7 protein-coding genes are annotated in these 8830 nt (G+C 57.2%); 5 read left to right on the forward strand and 2 right to left on the reverse strand.

What is annotated here, in order from left to right; translation table 11 throughout:
- The first annotated feature begins 202 nt into the window (after window positions 1-202).
- Both gntK and edd read left to right on the forward strand, forming a co-directional pair.
- Window positions 203-739, forward strand: a complete 537-nt coding sequence (gene gntK, locus GRH90_RS20910) for a gluconokinase (RefSeq protein WP_162367902.1) — start codon at window positions 203-205, stop codon at window positions 737-739.
- A gap of 333 nt (window positions 740-1072) precedes the next feature.
- A complete protein-coding gene (gene edd / locus GRH90_RS20915) occupies window positions 1073-2884 on the forward strand; it encodes a phosphogluconate dehydratase (protein ID WP_162367903.1) in 1812 nt (603 codons plus the stop codon).
- Here edd and metA read toward each other — a convergent pair.
- Both metA and GRH90_RS20925 read right to left on the reverse strand, forming a co-directional pair.
- The gene (gene metA, locus GRH90_RS20920) at window positions 2881-3810 is read right to left on the reverse strand and encodes a homoserine O-acetyltransferase MetA (protein WP_162367904.1); all 930 of its coding nucleotides are present in this window, start codon (window positions 3808-3810) and stop codon (window positions 2881-2883) included. The genes edd and metA overlap by 4 nt on opposite strands.
- A 143-nt stretch (window positions 3811-3953) precedes the next feature.
- The gene (locus GRH90_RS20925; protein ID WP_162367905.1) at window positions 3954-4829 is read right to left on the reverse strand and encodes a LysR family transcriptional regulator; all 876 of its coding nucleotides are present in this window, start codon (window positions 4827-4829) and stop codon (window positions 3954-3956) included.
- Window positions 4830-4990: 161 nt separating this feature from the next.
- Here GRH90_RS20925 and GRH90_RS20930 point away from each other — a divergent pair, with 161 nt between their 5' ends.
- The 3 genes from GRH90_RS20930 to GRH90_RS20940 are packed head-to-tail and all read left to right on the forward strand — an operon-like array spanning window position 4991 to window position 8698.
- Complete coding sequence (locus GRH90_RS20930) at window positions 4991-6196, forward strand: M20 family metallopeptidase (RefSeq protein WP_162367906.1); 1206 nt, start codon at window positions 4991-4993, stop codon at window positions 6194-6196.
- Window positions 6197-6198: 2 nt separating this feature from the next.
- The gene (locus GRH90_RS20935; RefSeq protein ID WP_178113287.1) at window positions 6199-7002 is read left to right on the forward strand and encodes a transporter substrate-binding domain-containing protein; all 804 of its coding nucleotides are present in this window, start codon (window positions 6199-6201) and stop codon (window positions 7000-7002) included.
- Window positions 6989-8698 (forward strand): M28 family peptidase, encoded by a 1710-nt coding sequence (locus GRH90_RS20940; protein WP_162367907.1) that lies wholly within the window; start codon window positions 6989-6991, stop codon window positions 8696-8698. Before GRH90_RS20935 ends, GRH90_RS20940 begins: the two co-directional genes overlap by 14 nt.
- Window positions 8699-8830 lie beyond the last annotated feature (132 nt).

Genomic DNA, 8830 nt, shown 5'->3' on the forward strand with positions numbered 1-8830 from the left:
TGAGACTTTTTCAAATCCCGCCGCGCAGGCCAAAAAAAGCGCAGTTCGATTGTAAAAAAAATGTTTCACATTACATTTATTATTTGAAGCAGATCACAGTTAGCATGAAAAAAAGATCAAGCGTCTGGCAACCGCAGTAAAAATCCGGATAATGTTACCGGTAACATCAACACACTTATTTATCTGGCCACGGAGCCTTACGATGACAACAACAGCTAACCACATCTTCGTTTTAATGGGCGTTTCTGGCAGCGGCAAGTCCGTGGTGGCCAATGCCCTGGCCCGTGAGCTATCGGCCGCGTTTCTGGACGGCGACTTTTTGCATCCGCGCGCCAATATCAACAAAATGGCGGCGGGACACGCGCTGAATGACGACGACCGCGCGCCCTGGCTGGCGGCCATTAACGATGCCGCGTTTGCGATGCAGCGTACCAACGCCATTTCCATTATCGTCTGTTCCGCGCTGAAAAAGCATTATCGCGACCGCCTGCGCGAAGGGAACGACAACCTGTCCTTTATTTACCTCAAGGGCGAGTTTGACGTCATTGAAGCCAGGATGAAAGCCCGTAAAGGCCATTTCTTCAAGTCCCAGATGCTGGTCACCCAGTTCGATACCCTGGAAGAACCCGGCGCCGATGAAAAAGACGTCCTGGTGGTGAATATCGATCAACCGGTCGACGCAGTGATTAACGACACCCTGCGTTGCATTAAGGATCTTGACGCGCGTAACGCAGGCTAACATCCGGCGCGTTACGGCAGATCCAAGGAAGCACCGGCATTGCGGCTATGCTTAATGGGTAAGCGATAACGGTTGCGGTGCCCGGCCGGTAGCCTGGGAAAGGTTAATCCGGCTTTTTATGGCTTTATCAGCTGAAACGATTCAATTTTTAGCTTATTGACGCTATGACCGGCACGATGGCCAGCAGGCCGCTCCGCTACCACTATATTTTCACGATAAAAAAAGCGATTCGGCGGCTTGCCCGCTGGCTGGGACACCAATTCCGTTGTTTAGCCCGGCTCCGCCGACGGCGCGAGCAATGCTAAACCATTTAATCTTAAGTGTGAGGCAAATATGAATCCTACAGTCGCCCGTGTGACGCAACGCGTTATCGATCGCTCCTTAGCCACCCGCGCCGCTTACCTGGCGCGTATCGACGCAGCGCGCGCCAAAACGGTACACCGGTCGCAGCTGGCCTGCGGCAACCTGGCCCACGGCTTTGCCGCCTGCCAGCCCGACGATAAGCTCGCGCTGAAAAGCATGACCCGCAACGATATCGCAATTATCAATTCCTATAACGATATGCTGTCCGCCCATCAGCCTTATGAGCACTATCCGCAACGCCTGAAAAACGCCCTGCACGGCGTCGGCGCGGTCGGCCAGATGGCCGCCGGGGTACCGGCGATGTGCGACGGCGTAACCCAGGGGCAAGACGGTATGGAACTGTCGCTGATGAGCCGGGAAATCATTGCCATGTCCGCCGCCATCGGTTTGTCGCATAACATGTTTGACGGCGCCTTATACCTGGGCATATGCGACAAAATCGTCCCCGGACTGGTGATGGCGGCGTTATCCTTCGGCCATCTGCCCGCGGTATTTGTCCCCGCCGGCCCGATGCCCAGCGGATTGCCGAATAAAGAAAAGGTACGCGTCCGCCAGCTCTACGCCGAGGGCAAGATAGACCGTGAGGGCATGCTGGAAGCGGAAGCCGCGTCTTATCACAGCGCCGGCACCTGTACTTTTTACGGTACCGCCAACTCCAACCAGATGGTGATGGAGATGATGGGCCTGCATTTACCCGGCTCGTCGTTTATCCAGCCCAATACCCCGCTACGCGATGCCCTGACCGATGCCGCCGCCGTCCAGGTAACGCGCCTGACGGAAAACAGCGGCAACTACCTGCCCATCGGCCGCCTGGTGGACGAGAAGGTGATCGTCAACGGTATTATCGCGTTGCTGACCACCGGCGGTTCCACCAACCACACCATGCATTTAGTGGCCATGGCCCGCGCCGCCGGCATTATCATCAACTGGGACGACTTCTCCGAGCTGTCGGACGTGGTGCCGTTGTTGTCGCGCATCTACCCCAACGGCCCGGCGGACATCAACCAGTTCCATGACGCCGGCGGCGTTCAACTGGTGATACGCGAATTGTTAACCGGCGGCTTGCTCAATGAAGATGTGCATACCATCGCCGGTTTCGGCTTAAGCCGCTACACCATGGAACCCTGGCTGGATCAGGGCGTGCTGGCCTGGCGCGAAAGCGCCGAAACCTCGCGCGATCCCAAAGTCATCGCCAGCCTCGACAACCCGTTTGAACATCACGGCGGCACCAAGGTACTGGACGGCAATCTGGGACGCGCGGTGATGAAAACCTCCGCCGTACCCGCCGTCAACCAGGTTATTGAAGCGCCTGCGGTGGTATTTGAAAGCCAGCATGACGTCGGCCCGGCCTTCGACGCCGGCGAACTGAACAAAGACTGCGTGATCGTAGTGCGCTACCAGGGACCGCGCGCCAACGGCATGCCGGAGCTGCATAAACTCATGCCGCCGCTGGGCGTCCTGCTGGATCGCGGTTATAAGGTCGCCCTGGTAACCGACGGGCGCCTGTCCGGCGCATCGGGTAAGGTGCCGGCGGCAATCCACGTTACGCCGGAGGCCTACACCGGCGGATTAATGGCTAAAATCCAGACCGGCGATAGGGTAAGGGTGAACGGCCTTACCGGTGAGCTGTCGTTGCTGGTGGATGCCGCCGTACTGGCGCAGCGGGTGGTGTCGCAACCCGATTTAAGCGCGGAGCATATCGGCTGCGGCCGCGAGCTGTTCGGCGCGCTGCGCGGCCAGCTTTCCGGCGCTGAACAGGGTGCGAGCTGTATTAGCTTTTAATCCAGGGTTGGATTCATTTTCTTCAGGTCAAACGGCGTAATCTGGTACACGTAATAGTTCAGCCAGTTTGCAAACAACAGATGCCCATGGCTGCGCCAGCTGGCCCTGGGCGGCAGGTCGGGATTGTTATCCGGGAAATAGTTAAACGGGATGGCGGGATCAAGGCCCGCCGCCAGATCGCGATGGTATTCGCCGGCCAGCGTCAATGCGTCATATTCCGGATGGCCGGTCACAAAGGCCAGCCGTTTATCAGGACTGGCGAACAGGTAGGCGCCCGTTTGCTCCGACTCCGCCAATATCTCCAGATCGGTATGCCGGCGGATAATGTCGGCAGGGAAGTCGGCATAACGGGAATGCGGCGCCAGAAAGGTTTCGTCGAACCCACGCGTCAGCAAGGCATGGGGCTTCAGGGTGTTGTGCTGATACACGCCGGCCAGTTTTTCCCGGCGGGTCATTTTGGGGATGTCGTATAAAATATTCAGCGCCGCCTGTACCGCCCAACAGACAAACAGCGTCGAGGTGACGTGCCCTTTCGCCCATTGCAATACCCGGTCGATCTGCGGCCAGAAAATCACGTCGCGAAAGTCCACCAATCCCAGCGGCGCGCCGGTGACCACCAGGCCGTCATAGTTTTCATCCTGGATATCTTCAAAATCACAATAGAAGGTGTTGAGATGCTCCGCCGGGGTGTTTTTCGATTCATGGTTGTCAATGCGCAGCAGCTGGATATCGATTTGCAGCGGCGAATTGGATAACAGCCGCAGGAATTGGTTCTCCGTCTCGATTTTTTTCGGCATCAGATTGAGGATCAGCACTTTTAGCGGGCGGATTTCCTGGGTACGGGCACGGGAAGAGGTCATAACGAACACATTTTCGTTACGCAGGAAGTTTACGGCTGGTAACTCATCAAGAACCCGAATCGGCATAACGATAAAACCTCAAAGCATACGTATAAACGTTTAGACATCCAGATGCCTACGATAGCGTTTTTGCCAAATGATGTCGAGTGTTCAACCATTAGTTGAAAATGTTTCATCTTTAGCGATAGATTTTCTTAGCCGTCGTCGGTTCATCGCTCCCTGGCGGCGGGTAACGCCGCGTAATCGGCCAGCATCTGGATAAAGGGCTGCGTCATAGGAGATGCTTCGCAGGCATGGCGATGGAGCAGCCAGGTTTTATTGGTTACCGCCTGGCCGTCCACGCTGATGGGCAACCGATAAAGCGCGTCCGGCAACGGCAGGTAGCTGGAGATAATGGCATAACCCAAACCCTGGTTGACCATCGCCAGGCAAACTTCCAGCTTGTCCACCGTCATGGCGATGCGCGGCGCAAGGGAAAAATTGGCATTCCACCAACGCTCAATCAGCTGCGTGATATGCGGTCCATGATTAATTTTAATCTGCGGCAGATGAGGTAACAGGCCGAAATTAATTTCATGCTGGCTGACCAGGTAATAATAGTCCTCATCGACCAGCTGCTTGCCCTCTTTCCAGTTAAAATCATCTTTCACCAGGGCCAGATGAATATCATCGCGCTGTAGCCGCTGGAAAATTTCCTCGCTATAACCGCTGATAAGGTTAATGCTGACGCCGGGATATTGCTGGCGAAAACGCGCCAGCAGCGCGGGCAGGCGGTACGCGGCGTAGTTACTCGACACCCCGATGCGGATCTCACCTTGCTGCTGCTCATCCAGGCTATGCAGGTTGATTTTCAGCTGTTGCATATCCCTTAGCACCTTATCGGCATGGCTGGCCAGGAACTCCCCCTGCGCGCTGAAGGCCAGGCCTTTGCTATTCTCGTCAAACAGCTGTATCGCCAGCTTGCGCTCGATTTGTTTTAAGCGGTAACTCAGCGCGGGCTGCGAGGTATATAACTGTTCAGCGGCGCGGGTGATATTTTTATGGTGGTAAACGGCCCGGATAATAAGCCAGTCTTTTTCATTCACGGCCGGTGTCCATTCTAATGAGTCAGCCACTATAAAATATTTTTTGGCTTAAGGATGCAAGTCATAAAAACACTCAATTGGGATTGTGGCGCAAAATCGCCTATATCTGCCTAATAAGATATTTTTATTCCGCCCAACAAGCACCAAAGCAGGGAAACAGCATGCCAGATTGCACCAATAGTGATCAAAAGAATAAAATTATTTATGCCATTGATGGGATGGCGCCCCAGTTAAAGCGGTTGGCTTTGCAAATCCATGGCAATCCGGAACTGAGCTTTGCGGAAACCCGGTCCGCCGCCGCGCTGATTGCGCCGCTGGAGAACGCGGGTTTTGTTATTGAACAACCCCTGGGCGGCTTGCCGACCGCGTTTCGCGCCACCTTTGACAGCGGCAAACCCGGCCCGACGGTGGCGCTGCTGGCCGAGTATGACGCATTGCCCGAGCTGGGGCACGCCTGCGGCCATAATCTTATCGGCACCGCCTCGGCGGCCGCCGCGCTGGCATTGAAGGCCGCCTGCCCTGGACTGTGCGGGCGCCTGCTGGTGATCGGCACCCCGGCGGAAGAAGAAGGCGGCGGCAAGATCATTCTCGCCGATCTGGGCATTTTTGACGCGGTGGACGCGGCGATGATGGTCCATCCGCGCGAGAAAACCATGGTAGTGCGCGGCGGGCTGGCCTGCGTGGATGCGGTATTTAAATTTTACGGCAAGGCGGCGCACGCCTCGTCGGCGCCGCAGAAAGGCATCAGCGCCCTGGACGCGGTGATCAATACGTTTGTCGGCATTAACGCCCTGCGGCAGTTCTTCACCGACGACGTGCGGGTACACGGCATTATTACCGACGGCGGCAGCGCCACCAATATCGTGCCGGCCTATGCCGAAGCCAAATTCCTGATGCGCGCGGCGACGGTTAACGGGCTGCGGCAGGTGCGGGAAAAAGTATTTGCGGCGGCTGAAGGCGCCGCCGCAATGAGCGGCGCCAGGCTTGAGATCGAGCAGGGCCTGACCTACGCCGAACGCAATAACAACCAAGCCCTGGCCAGGGGTTTTCAACGCAACCTTGAGCTGCTGGGTATCGCGGTGTTTGATCCGCCGGTAGCCGGCGGCATAGGTTCTTCCGATATCGGCAATGTCAGCCAGGTCACCGCGGCCATCCATCCGTATATCCGTATCGGCGATGTCTTCCCCCATACCCCGGAATTTGCCCAGGCTGCGGCCTCGCCCGCCGGTCTGGACGGCATGCTGCAGGCCGCCAAGGCGCTGGCGATGACGGCCTTTGACCTATGCCATGACGCAACGCTGCTGCGCGCGGTAAGGGATGAATTTTCACGCTGGAAGCTCGCCAACCAGGCCGGGCAGGAGAAATAATCATGAAAAAAATATGGACACTGGCGTTACTCGGTCTGGCCATGGGCTCAACGGCGGCGCAGGCCGCGGGGGAAACGGTACGTATCGGCGCCGACCTGACCTATCCACCGTTTCAGTATCGCGAAGCCGACGGCACCCCGCGTGGATTTGAAATCGACATCACCAATGCGGTCTGCCAGGCGATGGCGGTAAAATGCCAATTCGTGGTCAGCAGCTTTGACGCGGAGATCCCCTCGCTGCTGGCGAAGAAAGTCGATGTTATTTCACCGCTCGGGGCGACGGAAAAACGCAGGAAGGCCATCGCCTTCAGCGATTTTGTTTACCATATTCCCACCCGGCTGGTGGTGCGCAAGGGAAGCAATCTTCTCCCGGACGTCGCATCGCTACAGGGTAAACATATCGCCGTCCAGCAGGGCACGATCCAGGAAATGTATGCCAATCAGTTCTGGGCATCCAAAGGCATCGATATCGTTCCTTACGCCGATCAGGACATGATCTACCAGGATCTGGCGGCGGGGCGGCTGGACGGCGCGTTAAGCCCGGCGGTTGCGGTCACCTATGGTTTCCTGAATAAACCGGAAGGGAAGGATTTCACCCTGACCGGCCCCGAAGTGCGGGATGATAAAATATTCAGCATCGGTTCAGCCTATGGTTTTCGCCAAGACGACGAAAAAATCAAAACGCTGTTGAATGAAGGGTTGGCCAAGATCAAGGCCGACGGCACCTGGGAAAAGATCAAGCGTCAGTACTTTGGTGATATCGATTTGTCAGTACATCAACCGGAGCAGACCAATGCCGGTCAATGAGCCGCATGCCGGGACGCTATTGCCGCTGATGGACGGCCTGTTGCGGCAGTTCTCGCTGCTGCACCGCTTATCCGGCAGCAGCGATGCCGAACGTTCGGCGGTCTATCTGGCGGACCTATTGCGCCATCATGGCCTGGCGCCGCGCATTGAAAAATGCGCGTTATTGCTGAGCAATCCTGTCTCCGGCAGTCTGCAGTTGCCAGGTTTTCCGGCCTGGCGCTGTTCAGCCAAGACCCGTTCGTTTTCGGCCGGCTGTCCGCAGGGCGTGGACGCCCCGTTGTTTTACGATATGCGCTCCACCGACGATGTGCCGGATAATCAATTGGCGCAATGGTCCGCCCAGGTTAAAGGCAAGATTGTTATCGCCGACCAGGGTTTTGAGGATTATGTGCAGCGCCTGGATGCCGCCGGCGCGCTGGGTTTAATCCATATCTGGTGGTCGGGCGAAACGGCATTACATGAGGAAACCGTCGGGCCGGTCTGGGGCACGCCGGTGCCCGACGATCGCCATCGTTACCCACGCCTGCCGGTGGTTTCGATTAACCGGCAGCAGGGACGCGAGCTGCTGGCGCTCTATCAACAGCACCCCGGCCCGCTCACCGCGCGGCTGCATACTGAACTGCAGGTCGCGGTTACCGAATGCAGCCTGCCGGTGGTGGAGATCGCCGGTAAGAGTGCGGAGTTTGTGCTGTTGTCTTCCCACTATGATTCCTGGCACGAAGGCGTGACGGATAATGCCACCGGCAATGCGTTATGCCTGGCGATGGCCGTTCATTTCCATCAACATCGCCACGAGTTAAAACGCGGCCTGCGGATTGCCTGGTGGCCAGGCCACTCCAATGCCCGTTATGGCGGTTCGACCTGGTACGCCGACCGGTTTCGCCGTCAGTTGGCACAACATTGCGTGGCGCATATCAACGTCGATTCCCCCGGCTGTATGGAGGCGCTGCAAGTGGTGATCAACGCCAGCGGCGCCGAACAACCTGATTTCCTTAACCGCGCGGTACGACAGGTGACCGGACACCCGGCGCAGCGGATTACCCCATTGGGTAAAGGTGGCGATCAATCTTTTTGGGGCAGCGGTTTGCCGCTGCATTTTGCCCTGCGCGAGGAGCCGGTGAACAAAAATACCCTATCGCCCGGCAGCGGTGGCGGCTGGTGGTGGCATACCGAAGCGGATACTTATGACAAGGTCGACCTGGATATCTTATGGCGCGACAGCCGGATCCATGGGTACTGGCTGGCGGAACTGCTGACCGCTGCGGCGTTGCCATTGGATCCGCTGGGCTATCGGGATCGGCTGTTTGAAGAAATGAGGGAATTACAGGATAAACTGGATCCGGCGTTTGATCTGGGCCCGGTGCTGGACGCTATGACCGACCTGCAGGGCGATTTGCGGCGGGTGGTGTCTTTTTGGCAGTCTGATGCCCAGGCCTGGCAAGCGGCCATTGTTACGGTGCTGGCGCTGTGGCACCGTTTACGTTATAGCTCCACCGATGATTTCCATTACGATCTGAGTTATCACGGCGGCGCATTTCCCGGCCTGAGGATCCTCAAAGACCATGCCGCGCAGGCCACGCCCGAAACCTTCCTGATGATGACCACGCAATTCTATCGCCAGCGGGACCGGGCGCTGGATTTATTGGCGCGCAGCGCGCAGACGCTGCGTATGGCATTGCTGCGGGATCAGGCGTAGCAAAACCGCCCGTTCAGCACATATGAAAAAGCCCTCTGTTTCCACAGAGGGCTTCGTCATTATTGGATGCCTGGCAGTTCCCTACTCTCGCATGGGGAGACCCCACACTACCATCGGCGCTACGGCGTTTCA

Origin of the sequence: Acerihabitans arboris (assembly GCF_010131535.1) — a bacterium.
Lineage (GTDB): Bacteria > Pseudomonadota > Gammaproteobacteria > Enterobacterales > Enterobacteriaceae > Acerihabitans > Acerihabitans arboris.